Annotated in this window: 14 protein-coding genes; 9 read left to right on the forward strand and 5 right to left on the reverse strand. The window is 55.9% G+C overall.

From position 1 onward, the window contains the following. Positions 1-87: 87 nt before the first annotated feature. The 3 genes from ACR0BU_RS00235 to ACR0BU_RS00245 all read right to left on the reverse strand — a co-directional run bounded on the left by ACR0BU_RS00235 (position 88) and on the right by ACR0BU_RS00245 (position 2,843). Positions 88-1,074 carry an MBL fold metallo-hydrolase gene (locus ACR0BU_RS00235; protein WP_480735358.1) on the reverse strand — a complete coding sequence of 329 codons (987 nt, stop codon included), beginning with the start codon at positions 1,072-1,074 and terminating at the stop codon, positions 88-90. 129 nt (positions 1,075-1,203) lie between these two features. Next, a complete protein-coding gene (locus ACR0BU_RS00240) occupies positions 1,204-2,166 on the reverse strand; it encodes a LuxR C-terminal-related transcriptional regulator (RefSeq protein ID WP_480735356.1) in 963 nt (320 codons plus the stop codon). 98 nt (positions 2,167-2,264) lie between these two features. Continuing rightward, on the reverse strand, positions 2,265-2,843 hold the full coding sequence (locus tag ACR0BU_RS00245; RefSeq protein WP_300067204.1) for a lytic transglycosylase domain-containing protein: 579 nt from the start codon (positions 2,841-2,843) through the stop codon (positions 2,265-2,267). Between the two features lie 205 nt (positions 2,844-3,048). Between ACR0BU_RS00245 and ssb the strand changes: the two genes are divergently transcribed. Beyond that, a complete protein-coding gene (gene ssb / locus ACR0BU_RS00250; protein ID WP_480735355.1) occupies positions 3,049-3,546 on the forward strand; it encodes a single-stranded DNA-binding protein in 498 nt (165 codons plus the stop codon). 18 nt (positions 3,547-3,564) lie between these two features. After that, the gene (locus ACR0BU_RS00255) at positions 3,565-4,635 is read left to right on the forward strand and encodes a site-2 protease family protein (RefSeq protein WP_480735353.1); all 1,071 of its coding nucleotides are present in this window, start codon (positions 3,565-3,567) and stop codon (positions 4,633-4,635) included. Between the two features lie 12 nt (positions 4,636-4,647). Here ACR0BU_RS00255 and aroB read toward each other — a convergent pair whose 3' ends face one another. Both aroB and ACR0BU_RS00265 read right to left on the reverse strand, forming a co-directional pair. Next, positions 4,648-5,760: a 3-dehydroquinate synthase gene (gene aroB, locus ACR0BU_RS00260; protein WP_480735352.1), complete on the reverse strand. Its 1,113-nt coding sequence runs from the start codon at positions 5,758-5,760 to the stop codon at positions 4,648-4,650. Next, a complete protein-coding gene (locus ACR0BU_RS00265) occupies positions 5,761-6,348 on the reverse strand; it encodes a shikimate kinase (RefSeq protein ID WP_480735350.1) in 588 nt (195 codons plus the stop codon). A gap of 79 nt (positions 6,349-6,427) precedes the next feature. Between ACR0BU_RS00265 and ACR0BU_RS00270 the strand changes: the two genes are divergently transcribed. The 7 genes from ACR0BU_RS00270 (at position 6,428) to ACR0BU_RS00300 (ending at position 15,797) form a co-directional block, all read left to right on the forward strand. Then, a complete protein-coding gene (locus ACR0BU_RS00270) occupies positions 6,428-6,577 on the forward strand; it encodes a hypothetical protein (protein WP_299078625.1) in 150 nt (49 codons plus the stop codon). Then, positions 6,567-8,087, forward strand: coding sequence for a hypothetical protein (locus ACR0BU_RS00275; RefSeq protein ID WP_480735348.1), 1,521 nt, complete (start codon positions 6,567-6,569; stop codon positions 8,085-8,087). The genes ACR0BU_RS00270 and ACR0BU_RS00275 overlap by 11 nt, the downstream gene beginning before the upstream one ends. A gap of 2 nt (positions 8,088-8,089) precedes the next feature. Beyond that, on the forward strand, positions 8,090-9,046 hold the full coding sequence (locus ACR0BU_RS00280) for a site-specific tyrosine recombinase XerD (protein WP_480735346.1): 957 nt from the start codon (positions 8,090-8,092) through the stop codon (positions 9,044-9,046). A 63-nt stretch (positions 9,047-9,109) separates the two neighbouring features. After that, a complete protein-coding gene (locus ACR0BU_RS00285) occupies positions 9,110-10,417 on the forward strand; it encodes an HlyC/CorC family transporter (RefSeq protein ID WP_298932312.1) in 1,308 nt (435 codons plus the stop codon). Between the two features lie 146 nt (positions 10,418-10,563). Continuing rightward, on the forward strand, positions 10,564-12,981 hold the full coding sequence (locus tag ACR0BU_RS00290; RefSeq protein ID WP_480735344.1) for a GcvT family protein: 2,418 nt from the start codon (positions 10,564-10,566) through the stop codon (positions 12,979-12,981). A gap of 31 nt (positions 12,982-13,012) precedes the next feature. Then, positions 13,013-13,612, forward strand: a complete 600-nt coding sequence (locus tag ACR0BU_RS00295) for a nucleotidyltransferase family protein (protein WP_480735343.1) — start codon at positions 13,013-13,015, stop codon at positions 13,610-13,612. 748 nt (positions 13,613-14,360) lie between these two features. After that, positions 14,361-15,797 carry a Do family serine endopeptidase gene (locus ACR0BU_RS00300; RefSeq protein ID WP_480735342.1) on the forward strand — a complete coding sequence of 479 codons (1,437 nt, stop codon included), beginning with the start codon at positions 14,361-14,363 and terminating at the stop codon, positions 15,795-15,797. Positions 15,798-15,881 lie beyond the last annotated feature (84 nt).

Here is a 15,881-nt window from a genome sequence, read left to right on the forward strand (position 1 = left end):
ACCGGCCCTTTCCTATTTCGCCCCATTTTCATCTTGGAAAGACGCATATGAGGCAGGTCGTGAGTGATAATCGCGAGAGCTTGGTCTTTATCCTGTCTGCACGTTATTTCCGAAGTACATGAACTCCTGGTTCATTCCCTTCACGTCACCAGCTTCCAGCTGCAAACTGGCACTGTCCAGCATCTTGTAACTCGGCTGAACCTTGACCCATTCATCAGCAGATTGCAGCGTTGTCAGCGTGTAGGAAGTGACGTCGTTCAGGTAATGCGTCGGAATGGTGATTTTTGGCTTTAGCTTGGCCACGATGTCGTTGCCTTGATCAAAGCTGAGGATATGCTCGGACCCGTCTACCGGCAAGGTCAGGACATCAACTTCACCAATCGAGTCCCAAAACTCCTGCGGCGGATTGTGGCGATTATCCCCCCAGATCAACGTGCGGATGCCGCCGGTTTCAACCAGATAGACGACCATATCCATGTGGCCAACATTGTTGGGCGGGCAAGCCTCGGCGCCAAACTCGGCCAACGCATTTGTCCAGTCATACCACCCCGGAGCGACGCAGGCATGCTTGTCGGCAAATCCGGTAATCTTCAGATCTGCAAATTCGAAATTGCCCGCCATTCGGTCCAACACCATGGTGGAACTTGGGCGCTCAATCGCATCGTGGTCGAAATGGGCATGGGTGGACATCGTAATATCAACCGGAATCTGCGGAAACTCGTTCCTGAACCACAATCCCCACGCGCCAGACGGATCATCCCGCCAGGGATCAAACAGAACTGTGGCCCCATTTGGGGATGTAATCTTGATGGCACAATGACCGTAGTAATCGATCCCAACGGTCCCTGTGCTGGCCTGACCCGTAGCGCCTTGCAGATCAATCACGTGGTTGTTGTTGCCAGGTTGCAGCCAGGCTTGAGATTGGGCTTGGGCAGGCTTTGCCCCAATCAGCGATGCCCCTGCACCAACACCGGCTGCACCGGCTGCCATGAAAAACGACCGCCGCGACAACCCGGGCGCAAGCGCATCCCTGTTCCCTTTCACAATCGTGGGCTTCAGATCTTTGCGATCCATGTTTGATCCTCTCTGCTGGGTTGGCGCGGCGTGTCCCGCGCCCTGCCAAAGAGGGTAACAAGTCATCTAACCTTGGCTCAGACCGGAAAAATCTGGGGGGAATATGGGGCCAATCCCCATATTTCCTGATCACGAAATCGCGAGCAGATGGCTCCGCAGGTTTTGCGACCGCCCATCAAGGCCAAGCTTGCGACGGATGTTATTGCGATGAAAATCAATGGTCGACGTTTCGCGCGACAGCGCTTTTGCGATGTCTTTTGTCGTCTTTCCAAACATGACCATTTGCGCAACTTCAGTCTCAGTCGGCGTCATGACCGCAAAAGCGTCTGTCAGCTTATCCGACATTGATGAGGTAATTTCATTAAGATTGTTTTCCGCCAATTCCAGATACACATGCTGGGCTTCATCTCGCCCCAGATGGCTGCGAACCTTGTCGAGATAGGGCAAGACCCTGTTTCGAACTTGCTCGACGATCTCATGGTCGCGGCTTTTGCGGTCATCATCCAAACTGGACAGCAAAACCCGCAACGCCGTGTTGGTTTCCTGCAATTCGCGCGTGCGCTCTGCAACGCGGTTTTCAAGCTGAGTCAGTGTTTCGTTAAGCTTTTCCTCCAACGCACGGCGCAGGTAAACCTCTTGCAACAAAGCCAAATCCGATTCGACGATGCGAGCGAATTGGCCCAAACCTTCCCGAAACAAAAGCGCCTGACGATTGCGTTTCCGATCCAAGACACAAATAGTGCCAAACACCGTTCCATCGGGCCACTTCAGCGGCAGACCGATATAGAATGACATCCCATGTTCCAAATCGTCATTATCGGCCCAAGCCGGATCACAGCTCGCATCTTCGACGACAAGCTCTCCGTCGAGCTCAAAGACTCCCTGGCAATAAAGCTTAGGGTTCAACTGGAAACTTAGCCCGACCGGATAGGGATTGTCTGGATGATGGGAGGTTATGAGAACCGCGTGTTCCGGCGCATCTGTTTTCATAATCAGGCTGGCAGGCACATCCGCCAGCTGCGCGACCAGATCGACTAGCTGCTGCCAGTTGACCAAAGTATCCTTGGGAATTTTCGAGCGATCACGTGGCATTCAGAGCCTCCCCTTTGCCGGGCAGTTCTCTTTCAGACTAGATTGCCAACCGGGCAGCAATCAAGAAACGGGCGCTCTGCACTGCGGCATGGCGGCGCTCAACCACCCCAGATCACTTTCACGTAGTTCTGGGTTTCTTTGTAGGGTGGGATTCCACCATGTTTTTCAACCGCCTTCGGACCTGCATTGTAGGCGGCCAGCGCAAGGCGCCAGGACTTGAACTTACGATACTGCCACGACAGATACCGTGCGCCGCCTTCAAGGTTTTGCTTGGGGTCATGTGGGTTCACGCCCAACAGCTCTGCGGTCTGCGGCATAAGCTGCGCCAGCCCGAGCGCGCCCTTGTGAGACTTGGCGTGTGGGTTCCAGCCACTTTCCTGCTGCACAAGACGCAAAAAAAGCTCTTCCGGAATACTGTGCAGCCGGGCCGCGTCGCGGGCCATTGACAGGTATTGGCCGCGATAGTTGCCGGTGTAGCGTTTGTTGAATTTCCCTTGCGCCGCCTTGGGCTTCAAACGCTCGGACCCGCGGTACTGTGTCGCCGCACGGGAATCCAACACTTTGGCCTGCTTCAGAAAAATGTCCTTACGGCTTTTAGAGGACAGCGTCTGCGCTTCCAAAGGACCTGAAACCAAAGCAAGGCACAGGGCACACAAACCAACAACCAGAGAACGCATAAAAGCCTATCCCGCTCGTTCCAAAATCAGTCGGAGTATATGTATTCCAGTCAAAAATGAAAGCTTGGTAAATGGTGTCGCAAGAATTCTTGCCGACTGTTGTCGTGATCAACTGTGTTTTAACCATGATGCAGGCCGTATAGGGTCGCACAGACACGCAGCGCCAGATTCGGCGCATCTAAGTTAGAACAGAACGGGGAGTTTCATGGCGGGTTCAGTCAATAAGGTCATTTTGGTCGGCAATCTTGGCCGCGATCCCGAGGTCCGGTCATTCCAGAACGGCGGAAAAGTATGCAATCTGCGCATCGCCACATCAGAGAACTGGAAAGACCGCAATACTGGCGAACGGCGGGAACGTACGGAATGGCACTCGGTCGCCATTTTCTCGGAACCCTTGGCCCGTATTGCCGAGCAATATCTGCGCAAAGGCAGCAAGGTCTATATCGAAGGTCAGCTGGAAACGCGCAAATGGCAGGATCAGTCTGGTCAAGACCGGTATTCAACCGAGGTTGTTTTGCGCCCCTATCGCGGCGAGCTGACCCTGCTGGACAGCCGTGGTGGTGACAGCGGTGGCGGTCAATCTGGCGGCTATGGCGGCGGCCAGGCCGGTGGAGGCTATGTCGGCGGAGACCCATATGGGGCCCCATCCAGCGCACCTGCCCCGGCATCCGGCGGAATCGACGACGACGAGATTCCGTTCTAAACGAAACGGAGACATCAAATGACATGGTCCTTCTCTCTCGGACGGTTACTCGGCTCCGAACTGAGGGTCCATGTCACCTTTTTCCTGCTGTTGGCCTGGATCGGATTCGCCGCCTATTCCAGCGGCGGATGGCCCGCAGCAATCGAAAATCTGGTTTTTGTGCTTGCTTTGTTTGCATGTGTAGTCGCGCATGAATTTGGTCATGCCCTTATGGCGCGGCGCTATGGGATAAAAACCCCCGACATCACCCTGTTACCCATTGGCGGTCTTGCGCGATTAGAACGGATGCCAGAAAAACCGATGCAAGAGGTCTGGGTGGCGCTTGCCGGGCCTGCTGTCAACGTCGCGATCTGGGTCATACTTGTCATACTGGGTGCTGGGATGCCTTACGAGGCTATCACTCAGATCGAGTCCGCCAATGTCGGGCTTCTGGACAGGCTCGCCTACGTCAATCTGCTTTTGGCTGCCTTCAACATGATCCCGGCATTCCCGATGGACGGCGGCCGAGTGTTCCGCGCCCTACTGTGCCTTCGGATGGACCGCGTCAAGGCTACGCGATTGGCGGCCCTCGGGGGTCAGGTTGTTGCGGTCGGGTTTGGCTTTCTGGGGTTAAGCTCTGGCAACCCAATCCTGATCCTGATCGCCGTCTTTGTTTTCGTCGCAGCCAACGCTGAAAGCCAGGACGTTGCCCTGAGGTCTGTCGCGCGACGCGTCTTGGCACGCGATGCCATGATTACCGAGTTTCACGCTCTGTCTCCCACTGACACACTTAGCACTGCGGCGCAGGCCGTTATTCATACCACTCAGCATGAGTTCCCAGTTTTGGATACAGACGGCTCGCTATTGGGGTTTGTGACCCGGGATCGGTTGTTTGCAGCGCTGGCAGGTGATCATCCCCGGTCGGAATTGGCAACGTCGATCATGGAGACCGCCATTCCCCAGATGGGCTTAACCGCCGGCCTTGAGGCCGTGTTGGAAGAATTGCACAAAGGCGCCCCCGCCATCGCGGTTCTCGGTCGAACCGGGCGTATGATTGGCTACATCACGCGCGAGAACATAGGTGAATTGATGGTGATTAGAGGGCGTTAAAGCTATTTCTTATCAAGCCGTTTGAAGCGCATCTTCAAGTGCAGAAAAAACCGCATCGCGCGGCACATCAGCGGTAACAAAGGCCTGCCCGATACCTCGGGCCAGAATAAACCGCAATTGCCCATCCACGACTTTCTTGTCCTGTGCCATCAATTCCACCAAAGGCGCGGCACCAGGCAATTCACCAGGAATGTCGGTCAGATCAGTCTTCATCCCCATAGCCCGCAAATGTGCCCGCACCCGGCTTGGATCTTCCTGTGAGCACAAGCCCAGACGCGACGACAGCTCAAAAGCCAAAGCGCAGCCAATGGCAACCCCTTCGCCATGAAGCAGCCTGTCAGAATAGCCGGTCGCAGCTTCCAGCGCATGGCAGAAAGTATGGCCCAAGTTCAGCAGCGCGCGGTCGCCTTGTTCCGTTTCGTCGCGGGCCACAATGTCTGCTTTCATCTGAACCGAACGAGTCACCGCGCGAACCCGAGACGCCATATCACCCGACGAAACTGCAGACCCGTTTGCTTCAAGCCACTCAAAGAAATCCGCATCGCCCAGCAGGCCATACTTCACAACTTCTCCGTACCCGGACAGGAAATCCCTTTCTGTCATTGTGCCCAGCACCGATGTATCAGCCAGCACCAGCGAAGGCTGGTGGAATGCCCCAATCAGGTTCTTACCTTGTGGTGCATTGATCCCCGTTTTCCCGCCGACGGAACTATCCACCTGCGCCAACAGAGAGGTGGGAATTTGCACAAAGCGGACGCCCCGTCGCAACACGGCAGCAGCAAAACCCACAAGATCGCCAATCACACCGCCGCCCAAGGCCACGACCACGTCCCGGCGCTCGACTTTTTCGGCCAGCAGCCATTCGACAGTGCGTTCAAAATGCGGCCAGCTTTTGGTGGCCTCCCCAGCTGGCAAGGCAAGTGCAGACATCTCGACACCCGCAGCGTTCAGCCCCTCGCGCAACGCGTCCAGATGCAGCGCTGCTACGTTCTCATCCGTGACAACCGCAACCTTTGGGCGTTGCAGCAGAGGTGAAATCCGCGCACCGGACTGGGCCAAAAGGTCAGGTCCGATCTCGACATTATACGAACGCTCGCCCAGCTCTACATTTACGGTCTGATGCATTTACTTCCGTTCCAAAACATCGGGACGCGTCATCAAAGCGACAATCACCCGATCCACCATTTTGTCGATTGAGACCTCACCGTCTGAGGTCACTGTCAGATCAGCCTCGGCATAAACCGGTACACGCGCCTCATACAAGGTTTTCAAGGTCGCATGCGGGTTCTTGGTGCGCAGCAATGGTCGCGTGTCTTTGTGACGAACCCGGTTCCACAACACATTCAAATCTGCCCGCAGCCAAACAGACGCCCCCTGTCGCGTGATCATTTCACGGTTTTCCTGAGACAGAAAAGCACCGCCACCAGTTGACAGGATGCCCTTTTCCTCGTCCAGCAAACGGCCGATGACCTGACTTTCCTTGGCGCGGAAAAACTGCTCTCCATCCCGTTCAAAAATTTCTGGAATGGTCATATTCGCTGCCGATTCGATCTCAGCATCGCTGTCGAGGAACGGAACGCCCAACCTGGCTGCCAGAGCGCGACCAACCGCGGTCTTCCCAGCACCCATCATCCCAACAAGGACCACAGTTTTGTGCAGATAAAAGTGCTGCCCTGTGTCCGCCGAGTGAGTGTTATGCTTTATTTCGCTCATTCTTCCGTGAATGACGTGATCTTGGAAAGAATGCCAGTTATAACTTGGCCAAAATCAAAATTTGAGGCAGCGTGACGCCATGAGCCGTGTGATCAAGTTCCTGATATATTTAGTTTGCCTGGGGTTCATCGGGCTGGTGGCCTATGCCTATGTCGGCCCGTATTTTGGCGCGGATTTTTCGGCCCCGCAAAGTGAAATCCGAGAGCCGGTCGTCCTGGATGTCGACTAAGCAAACGCTTCTGGCATTGGTATTGGCGGGTTCTGCGCAGGCGCAAGAGCCGCTGTCAGTCATTGAATGGCTGACCGAACCACCAGAAAACCTGCCTGGCACCGTATTACTTGAACCACCCGTGGCACAGAACGGAATTCAACCGAATATCGAGGTGACACCGCTTGAGGCATTGTCCCAGCCCTTGGGGCTTGTATCCTCGTCCGTGACTGGCCTGCCGGTCGATCTGTGGCAAGGCAGCGATCCCGAGCGGTTGGCGGAGTTAATTTCGCGCGTTCCCGTCAAATACAACCCTTCAATGCAGCGCCTGCTGTTCACATTGCTGCTGTCCGAAGCCCGGGCCCCCGCTGGTCCCAGCGCGGATGAAACCCTGCTACTGGCACGGCTGGACAGGCTGATGCAGCTTGGTGCGGCGGATCCCGCGCAATCATTGGTGCAACTCGCTGGCCCAACGAACACGCGAATGCGGTTCCAACGCTGGTTTGACGCGACGCTGTTGACCGGAGATGAAGACCGCAGCTGCACGGCCTTGATTGCGCAACCGCATCTGTCGCAGAACTATGCCGCGCAGGTGTTCTGCAAGGCACGACGGGGCGATTGGGCTTCGGCGGCTCTAACGCTTGAGGCAGCCCATGCGTTGGAAATCCTGCCGCCCGAAGAGCTGGCGGTTCTGGATCGGTTCCTAAGCCCTGAATTGTTCGAAGGCGCAGCCTATCTTCCCCAACCGGACGACCCAGATCCGCTTAGTTTCCGTTTGTTCGAAGCGATTGGAGAGCGCTTGCCATCGGCTCCGCTGCCTCGGGCGTTTGCAAATGCGGACTTGCGCGATGTTGCCGGGTGGAAAGCACAGATCGAAGCAGCCGAACGTCTGACACGAATTGGGGCTTTGACGCCAAATCAGTTACTGGGTCTTTATACCGAGCGTGATCCGGCGGCGTCTGGTGCGGTTTGGGATCGGGTTGCAGCGATTCAACGCTTTGAAAGCGCGCTGGAGAGCGGAAGTCCCGAAGCAATCGGCAAAACACTACCCCAAGTTTGGAAACAGATGCGCAGTGTTGGGCTCGAAGTTTCTTTTGCCGAGCTGTTCGCCAACCGTCTGGCAAGTGTCGCTTTGCCCGTGCCCGCGACAGAGAGCTTGCGCTGGCGCATTCTGATGTTGTCCGAGCTCTATGAAGAGGCTGCATTGGCAGCACCCGATCGCTCAACTGACACCCAGTTCCTGGTCGCTCTGGCTCAGGGTGATCCGGGACGTGCGGTTTCGCCATCCCCGCTGGCCGATGCTGTGTCACAGGGTTTCGAATGGGCCGCGCCTGTTCCATCTGACATTGATGCTTTGTTGGCAAATGGTCAGCTGGGTGAGGCTATTCTGGAGTCCATGCATCTGTTTGCTCATGGCGCGCGCGGTAACTTAGTGGATCTGACTGCCGCGATCGCCGCCTTTCGACGCGTAGGCCTTGAAGACACGGCCCGACGCGCGGCCCTTAATCTACTGATCCTGCAAGATCGTTGACGATGGGCGCCCCGGCTTCACAGAATCTGTGGATTTCCACGTTTCTTCAGGCTCAGGCCGCCGAATTGGGCGCTGCTACGAATACATTACTGGCCTATGGGCGAGACTTGAAAGACTTTGCAGCTTGGCTCGACCATCGGAAAGTGGGGTTCGATCAAGCGGATCGTGACGAGATCGAAGCTTATCTGATCGATTGTGATGCGCAGGGTCTGTCGCGATCCACCCGCGCCCGGCGGCTGTCGGCAATCAAGCAGCTATTTCGCTTTGCGTTCGAGGAAGGCTGGCGCGACGCGAACCCCGCTATTCAGATCAAGGGTCCGGGTCGGCAGAAACGCCTGCCAAAAACACTGGATGTACCCGAAGTGGATCGCCTGCTTGAGGCCGCAAGAACGACCGGACGCAGCAAGGCGGACCGGGTGCGCAATACCTGTATGATGGAAGTACTCTATGCCACGGGCATGCGTGTGACCGAGCTCGTGTCGCTGCCCGTCTCGTCGGCGCGCGGTGATCCCCGGATGCTATTGGTTCTGGGCAAGGGGGGAAAAGAACGCATGGTGCCCCTGTCGCCACCTGCCCGCGATGCACTTACGGCATGGTTGAGCGTGCGCGATCAAGCTGAAGATCAGACTGTAGCAGATGGTGGTCAACAGTCTCGTTTCCTGTTTCCGTCACGTGGCAAATCCGGGCACCTGACACGGCATCGGTTTTTTCTGCTGGTCAAAGAATTGGCGGTTCAAGGCGGCGTTTCGCCGGAAAAAGTCACCCCTCACACCCTGCGGCACGCCTTTGCGACACACCTGCTGGCCAACGGCGCGGATTTGCGTTCAATCCAAACGCTTCTTGGCCATGCTGACGTAGCCACGACCGAGATTTACACCCATGTTCTCGACGAACGTCTGGCTGAACTGGTGTTGCAGCATCACCCGCTGACGAAAGACCCCGACGCTGAAAAGGGCTAACCCCTTGATCGGACGGGGCAGCATCCCCATAACGAATGCAGGAACACGAACAAACAAGGACCGATGGAACCTGATTCTTCCCTGATCGACAGCGCCTTTTGGGTAACCTCAGGCGCTATTGTGCTTTTGCTTTTCCTGTCGGGCTTTTTCTCGGGATCTGAAACCGCATTGACCGCGTCTTCACGCGGGAAACTGCGTGCGCAGGCCGACAAAGGCTCGCGTGGCGCACAAAAGGCTCTGAAACTGACCGACGACAATGAACGCCTGATCGGGTCGGTTCTGCTGGGCAACAACCTTGTCAACATTCTGGCGGCATCACTGGCCACTGCCCTGTTCACGCGACTTTTCGGTGAAAGCGGCGTGGCGCTGGCGACACTGGTCATGACCCTATTGGTTCTGATCTTTGCCGAAGTTTTGCCGAAGACCTATGCCATCACGAACTCGGAAAAAGCAGCCTCCGCTGTGGCACCAATTATCAGTGTCGTTGTGACCGTCTTCTCACCCATCGTGGCGGCGGTGCGTCTTTTGGTGCGCGGTGTATTGCGCCTGTTTGGTGTGCAGATCGATCCCGACAGCAACATTCTTGCCGTGCGCGAAGAAATCGCAGGCGCGTTGCAATTGGGCCATTCAGAAGGCGTCGTTGAAAAAGAAGATCGGGACCGCATTCTGGGTGCGCTAGATCTGGGTGAGAGAGCTGTTGAAGAGATCATGTTGCACCGCTCGAATATCGAAATGATCGATGCGGACGCGGCACCCGAGGCGATCCTGAGACAATGCCTGGAAAGCCCGCACACGCGTTTGCCTGTGTTTCGGGACGAACCTGAGAACATCGTGGGGGTCGTCCATGCAAAAGACCTGTTTCGTGCGATGTATGCGCAAGCCGGGGGCACAGATGGAGACCCTAGCCGACTTAAGTCGTTCGACATCTCCAAAGTGGCGAATGACCCGTATTTCGTCCCGGAAACAACAACGCTTGACGACCAGATGCGGGAATTCCTGCGCATGCACAGCCACTTTGCACTGGTCGTTGATGAGTATGGATCACTTCGTGGCCTGATCACTTTGGAAGATATTCTTGAAGAGATCGTTGGTGAAATCGCTGATGAGTTTGACATCGATGAAGAAGTTCCTGTGACCCGCACAGATGACGGCCAATTCCTGGTCGAAGGCGCCATGACAATCCGCGATGTCAACCGCGCGCTGGATTGGTCTCTGCCCGATGAAGAGGCCAATACACTGGCCGGGCTAGTCATTCACGAGGCGCAGATGATTCCGGTTGTGGGTCAGGTCTTCTCATTCCACGGGTTCCGGTTCGAAGTGACCGCGCGCGAAGGAAATCGCGTTACCGGCCTCAAGATCCGCCCTTTGTGATACTTTTACAGACAATCAGGATCGGCACGTAATTTAGTGCCGGTTTTGGCTTTGGCGTAATCTCCCTAAGCGACAGGTTTTGTCGTATTTGATATTGCGTCCTCGCCCCCTCCGATCAGACTGACAAAAATAGTTCGGAGAATTCCATGAAACTCGAAACCCGTGTGGCAGTCATAGGCGGCGGTGTCGTCGGTTGTTCTGTTCTGTATCACCTGACCAAACTGGGGTGGTCCGACGTGATGCTGTTGGAACGGTCCGAGCTGACCTCAGGCTCGACCTGGCACGCGGCGGGTGGATTTCACACGCTGAACGGCGACACCAATATGGCGGCGCTGCAGGGCTACACAATCAGGCTGTATAAGGAGCTGGAGGAGATCACCGGCATGTCCTGCGGGCTACACCATGTCGGTGGTGTAACATTGGCCGACAACCAGGACCGGTTCGATATGCTTTTGGCGGAACGGGCCAAGCACCGGTTCATGGGGCTTGAGACGGAAATAGTCGGCCCCGATCAAATCAAGAAGATCGCCCCGATCACCAATACGGACGGCATCATCGGAGCGCTTTACGATCCGCTGGACGGCCATCTTGACCCGTCCGGCACAACCCACGCCTATGCTAAAGCCGCGCGTATGGGCGGAGCCACGATTGAAACCCACTGTTTGGTGCGAGAAACCAACCAGCGTCCTGATGGGACGTGGGATGTGGTCACCGACAACGGCACGATCCACGCGGATCACATCGTCAATGCAGGCGGATTGTGGGCCCGCGAGGTCGGTGCAATGGCCGGAGTCTACTTCCCGCTGCACCCGATGGAGCATCAATATCTGGTCACTGATGCGATCCCACAAATCGAAACCATCATCGATGCCGGAGGTGAACACCCGCATGTGATGGACCCTGCTGGTGAGAGCTATTTGCGTCAGGAAGGCCGGGGCCTGTGTATCGGGTTCTACGAGCAAACCTGTAAACCGTGGGCGGTCGATGGCACACCGTGGGATTTCGGCCATGAGCTCCTGCCCGATAACTATGACAAGATCACCGACAGTATCGAATTTGCCTACAAGCGCTTTCCGGTGCTGGCCGAGGCGGGTGTCAAATCAGTGATCCACGGCCCGTTCACCTTTGCCCCTGACGGCAACCCTCTGGTCGGCCCGGTCCCCGGGATGCGAAACTATTGGTCGGCTTGTGGCGTGATGGCCGGATTCAGTCAGGGTGGTGGCGTTGGACTGACATTGGCACAGTGGATGATCGAGGGCGAACCAGAACGCGACGTCTTTGCCATGGATGTGGCCCGTTTTGGCGATTGGATCAGCCCGGGTTACACCCGCCCCAAGGTGATCGAAAACTATCAAAAACGTTTCAGCGTCGCCTACCCGAACGAGGAACTCCCCGCCGCACGCCCCAACCGCACCACGCCGATGTATGACATCTTCAGCGATCTGGGCGCCGTATGGGGTCAGCAATACGGGCTGGAGGTTCCAAACTACTTTGCCCAAGACGATGAGCCCGGGTACGAAACCCCATCCTTCCGCCGGTCAGACGCGTTCAAGGCAATAGGCCGCGAAGTGCTCGCGGTGCGTGAAGGCGTCGGGATCAACGAAGTCCACAATTTTGGCAAATACCGCATCAACGGACCTTCCGCGCGAAACTGGCTCGATCGGGTCATGGCCGGGCGTATCCCCCAGCCAGGCCGTGTGTCCCTGACACCGATGCTGTCGCCCAAGGGCAAGTTGATTGGCGATTTTACGGTCTCTTGTCTGGATGAGGTCACGTTCCAACTGACCGCCTCTTATGGAAGTCAGGCTTTTCACATGCGCTGGCTCCAAGAGCATCAAGAGAACGGTGTCACAATTGAAAACATCAGCGATCGGTTGAACGGCTTTCAGATTGCCGGGCCAAAAGCCAATCGGGTTTTGGAAAGCTGTACGCGTGACGATATGTCAGACCTCACATTTCTGGATGTGCGCCCGATGACCATCGGCATGACTGATTGCATCGTGCAAAGGGTCAGCTACACAGGTGATCTCGGTTATGAAATCTACTGTGACCCGATAGCTCAGCGGCAGCTGTGGTGGACGTTGTGGCAGGCGGGCGAACCGCATGGCATGGTGCCGTTTGGCATGCGTGCGATGATGTCCCTGCGTTTGGACAAGTTCTTCGGGTCATGGATGCGAGAGTTCTCACCCGACTACACAGCTGCGGAAACCGGTTTGGACCGGTTCATCTCGTTTTCCAAAAACACAGACTTCATTGGCCGCGCGGCGGCAGAAGTCGAAAAATCCACGGGTAGTGCACGCAAGTTGGTGGCATTTCAGGTTGATGCAGACGATGCCGACGTCAATGCGTATGAGCCGATTTGGCTGAATGGAACAGTTGTCGGGTTCTGCACATCGGGGGGATATTCCCATTTCGCGCAAACATCCGTCGCGCTGGGCTTTTTGCCAACAGAGCGCGCCACTGATGGGTTGGAAGTCGAAATTGAGATCCTGGGCAAGATGCGAAAAGCCCGTGTTATCTCAAAACCACTGTTTGATCCGGATGGTCGCCGCATGAGGGGATGACTTGTCGATCTGCCAAAGGCATGGTGACGGGATGAACGATATTCCCGTCATAATGCTGGCCGCAGGACAATCCCGTCGCATGGGCGGTGCCGACAAGCTGATGAAAGAGGTCGATGGCGTACCATTGGTGCGACGATCGACCGAGATCGCAATGACTGCTGGTCCTGTCATTGTCGCCCTGCCTCCGCGCCCTCATCCTCGGTTTGATATTTTGGCAGATCTTGAAATACTGCGCGTTCCAATCGCTGACGCGGCAGAGGGCATGAATGCCAGCCTACGCGGGGCCTTGCGGCATGTAACCACTCAAGCCCCAGCCGTTTTGGTGATGTTGGCAGATCTACCTGAATTAACCTCTGTGGATTTGGCCACTGTGATTGGCGCGCGCAAAGACCAGCCAGACTATCTGATCTGGCGCGGTGCGACTGACAAAGGTAAACCCGGCCATCCCGTCCTGTTCGACCGCAGCCTGTTCACTCAACTCGGCAAACTGCAAGGAGACGAGGGAGCGCAATCAGTCGTGCAAGCACACAAAGACAAAGTGCATCTGGTGAGCTTGCCCGGACAGCACGCATTGCGAGATTTGGATACCGAGGAAGACTGGGACGCCTGGCAGGCAAACCGGACCCTTTAAATGAGCGCGGCCCGGTCATTTAAGACCGGGCCGGCTACCCAAATTAGGACTACCACTTTTCACCAATCAAATAAGCGCGACCAACTTGCCTTTGAAGACACATTGGTATGGAGCCGCAAAACCTAAACAAGACCCCCTCGTTAACATGCTGCTAGCGCTCATAAATGATCGAGCTAGCCATCGGCACCCCCTAGCGCCTCAGGCCCTCCGTAACTGGGCAAGTTCATATTTGCCGATCCGATGCCTCGAAACAACGTAAAATTGGAAGAAACGGTTAATTTTGGCCAAACGCGGTTGGCTTTTGCGCAACATCTCGCCTGAGGTGATTCAGCTTTAAGTTGACAACATTTTCCGCCTCTGAGTGCAAACCCAATTAAGCATTAACGTATTGCTCATTATGCTAACTCTTCAGGTTATTTACTGGAAAAATTGACGGGTTTCGATCAACCCCTACAACCTTAAGTCGATGACCTATGATCGCGCAAAAACGACGTTTCAACTGTAAGCGAAACATAACCAATTCAACTTGTTTGAAAGTTTGACAGCTGTTTCGGCAACAATCCTCTGATTCGCGCAGCCTAAAACAGACGGATTTTTCGAATCCTCTGCCATCTTCGCCGGAAGTAGACACCGGATTTATGGCAAAATTAAGTTTTCTTAATTGATCGGTCAGGAACGGCAAAGATTGGTCATCCATGTCTTGTTTCAACGCGCGGCCGACATCGTGCGCATCAAACAGGAGACCAAAATGAGCACCCGCAAATCCTCGCTTCTTTTACCGCGTGCATCCAACTGGATGGGCGTCAGCGCCCTGAGCGCCGCAATGCTTGCAACCACCGCCCTGCCCTCGTTGGCGGACGAAGCATTGGCCGATCTGGTCGAGGCTGTATCGCCATCGGTTGTGACAATCATTGCTGAACAAGACGCCACAACAACACCAACGCAGAGCCAGGACTTCGATTTAGAGAGCCACCCGTTCGGAGAGTTCTTCAAACGCTTCGGCGGACCCGAAGGATTCAACACACCTGAACGTGGACCGTCACAGGGTTTGGGATCAGGTTTTGTCCTGGATGAGGAAGGTTACATTGTCACCAATCATCATGTCGTCGACAACGCGTCCACCGTCACCGTAAGGCTGAGCGACGACCGTGAATTCGAAGCCGAAGTGGTAGGAACCGACCCACTGACCGATCTTGCCGTACTTAAGATCGATGCGGGCGAAAGCCTTCAGGCCGTAGATCTGGGCGACAGCGATGTCATCCGCGTCGGTGAAGATGTCGTAGCGATTGGCAACCCCTTCGGACTGAGCTCGACCGTCACTACAGGCATCGTTTCGGCCAAAGGGCGCAGCATCTCACAAGGACCTTATGCCGAATTCATTCAAACGGACGCGGCCATCAACAAAGGCAACTCAGGCGGGCCCCTGTTCAACATGGAAGGCGAAGTGGTTGGCGTGAATTCGGCCATCTATTCGCCCAGCGGCGGCTCGGTCGGTCTTGGTTTTGCTGTCACGTCCAACATCGTCGACCATATCACAACCGATCTGCGTGACGATGGTGAGATCAGCCGCGGCTGGCTGGGCGTATCGATCCAGAACGTCAGCCCAGAGCTTGCGGCTGCCCTTGGTATTGAGGCGTCAAGCGGTGCGCTGGTTTCCGATGTTGTCTCTGGCAGCCCGGCGGATGGTGTATTGCTGCAAGGCGACGTGATTTTGTCGTTCAATGACGACGCCGTTGATTCAAGCCGCGATCTGCCCATTCTGGTTGGAACCACCAAAGTCGGCACCAACAGTGTTCTGACCGTCCTGCGCGACGGCAAACAGGAAAAGTTGGAACTGACAATCGGCCAATACCAGACTGCCGAGGCAGACGTGGACCGCACAGTTGACAACAATGTGTCAGGCACCGCGTTAGGCGTAACCGTTGCACCGTTGACGGAAGCAGCCCGGGCTGAAATGGGCGTTGGAGACACCGTGGATGGTGTGGTTGTCACCGACCTGAAGCCCGATAGCCCGGCGGCCAAAGCGGGTCTGCAACGTGGCGATGTGATCGTAAAACTCGGGTCTCAAGACACCGCGACGCCGGACGCGTTGAAGGCTGCGTTAGACAGCGAAAAAACCGACCCGGCACTGGTGCTGATCAATCGGGGCGGCAGCCAAATCTTTGTCGCCGTTGAGATCGCCTGACCCGAGAGCCGCGCGCGCCACATGATGGGGAAATCTGGCGCGCGCCTCACCCCGGCGGATTTGATTTGTCCGCGATCCGTCGGG

The organism is Ruegeria sp. CK2, assembly GCF_056536585.1.

Excerpts from the sequence above, each read along its gene's own strand:
- ACR0BU_RS00235 (WP_480735358.1), bottom strand. The coding sequence starts at position 1,074 with ATGGATCGCAAAGATCTGAAGCCCACGATTGTGAAAGGGAACAGGGAT.
- ACR0BU_RS00240 (WP_480735356.1), bottom strand. The coding sequence starts at position 2,166 with ATGCCACGTGATCGCTCGAAAATTCCCAAGGATACTTTGGTCAACTGG.
- ACR0BU_RS00245 (WP_300067204.1), bottom strand. The coding sequence starts at position 2,843 with ATGCGTTCTCTGGTTGTTGGTTTGTGTGCCCTGTGCCTTGCTTTGGTT.
- ssb (WP_480735355.1), top strand. The coding sequence starts at position 3,049 with ATGGCGGGTTCAGTCAATAAGGTCATTTTGGTCGGCAATCTTGGCCGC.
- ACR0BU_RS00255 (WP_480735353.1), top strand. The coding sequence starts at position 3,565 with ATGACATGGTCCTTCTCTCTCGGACGGTTACTCGGCTCCGAACTGAGG.
- aroB (WP_480735352.1), bottom strand. The coding sequence starts at position 5,760 with ATGCATCAGACCGTAAATGTAGAGCTGGGCGAGCGTTCGTATAATGTC.
- ACR0BU_RS00265 (WP_480735350.1), bottom strand. The coding sequence starts at position 6,348 with ATGAGCGAAATAAAGCATAACACTCACTCGGCGGACACAGGGCAGCAC.
- ACR0BU_RS00270 (WP_299078625.1), top strand. The coding sequence starts at position 6,428 with ATGAGCCGTGTGATCAAGTTCCTGATATATTTAGTTTGCCTGGGGTTC.
- ACR0BU_RS00275 (WP_480735348.1), top strand. The coding sequence starts at position 6,567 with ATGTCGACTAAGCAAACGCTTCTGGCATTGGTATTGGCGGGTTCTGCG.
- ACR0BU_RS00280 (WP_480735346.1), top strand. The coding sequence starts at position 8,090 with ATGGGCGCCCCGGCTTCACAGAATCTGTGGATTTCCACGTTTCTTCAG.
- ACR0BU_RS00285 (WP_298932312.1), top strand. The coding sequence starts at position 9,110 with ATGGAACCTGATTCTTCCCTGATCGACAGCGCCTTTTGGGTAACCTCA.
- ACR0BU_RS00290 (WP_480735344.1), top strand. The coding sequence starts at position 10,564 with ATGAAACTCGAAACCCGTGTGGCAGTCATAGGCGGCGGTGTCGTCGGT.
- ACR0BU_RS00295 (WP_480735343.1), top strand. The coding sequence starts at position 13,013 with ATGAACGATATTCCCGTCATAATGCTGGCCGCAGGACAATCCCGTCGC.
- ACR0BU_RS00300 (WP_480735342.1), top strand. The coding sequence starts at position 14,361 with ATGAGCACCCGCAAATCCTCGCTTCTTTTACCGCGTGCATCCAACTGG.